Origin of the sequence: Terriglobus sp. YAF25 (genome assembly GCF_052113305.1) — a bacterium.
In the GTDB taxonomy this organism is placed as follows: Bacteria; Acidobacteriota; Terriglobia; order Terriglobales; family Acidobacteriaceae; genus Terriglobus.
Genome location: NZ_JBFRCY010001068.1, coordinates 1 through 1,015 on the forward strand (window position 1 = coordinate 1; position 1,015 = coordinate 1,015).

A 1,015-nucleotide genomic window follows, 5' to 3' on the forward strand; every position below is an offset into this window, starting at 1 on the left:
GGTGAAGCGCACCATGGCGGTGGCCTTTTTGGCTTCTTCAATCGTGTTCTTCCGCGACTGCCAGGCCGCATCACTGGAGACGGCGGTTCCCTTCTCAAACGACTCGGCGGCCTTCTCTCCAAGCGCCGTCAAAATGCTCAATTGATCGAGTTTCGGCAGCACATCCTGCATCTGGGAAGAAGCCTGCACCTGCTGTTTTGCGTGTGGGATCGCCTGCGCGATCCCGGCGTACCAGGAGCGAAGCTTGCCGCAGGCATCCATGTCCTTCTGCAGACAGCGATCGACCATTACGTTGCTCCAGTGACGCGAGGGCGGATCAGGCCGTACGGCATCCACGAAGCGATCGAAGGGTGTCAGTTGGTCGGTGTGCTGGGCCTTGTAGCGCTCGCCGAAGCTGACCGGCTCCAGCACGGAGGCAATCGTGCGAAGATCTCCGATCTGTTCTGTGTGAGCTATCGCACGTAGTCGGGCGTCGCCGCTCTGCAGGTGGTTAAGTCCCAGCGATTCCAGCTCCAGAGAAACAACCTCCAGCCGGTCATACATGCTGTTGACGTCAGTAACGCTTTGCGGCGACCAAAGGCGCTCGGCAATTGCGGCGGCGCGAGGCCAGATACGGGAGTCGATGTCGACCTCGTTCAGATGCTCGCCCCACATAGGCGTTTCGCCGCCAAGGATGCGCTTCTGTTCTTCGGCGGTAAGCGTCGCGTTCTGCGGGATGGGGTCGGCGAGGTAGTGATCGGCTGCCGTCTTCATGCCGTCAAGGTAGTACGGCGCGGAGAGAATGCCTTCGTAGCCCATCTGTGCACCCTTGGCCAGCGAGGCGACACCCCGCCAGGATTGCACCACGATGTCCTTCGGGAGCTCGGGTGTCAGGATCTCGTCCCATCCCATCATCCGCTTATGCAGCGAAGTCAGAATCGCCAGCACCCTCGTATTGAAGTAAGCCTGCAGCGCCTCGTTGTCCTTGAGATGGTGCGTCTCTTTGAACTTCAGGATGCGCGGATTGTTCTTCCAG

1 protein-coding gene is annotated in these 1,015 nt (G+C 59.9%); it reads right to left on the minus strand.

All coding sequences use genetic code 11. The features are described 5' to 3' along the window. Positions 1 to 1,015: family 20 glycosylhydrolase (locus AB4043_RS26580; protein ID WP_442308670.1), on the minus strand; the 1,015-nt coding region annotated here is incomplete at both ends.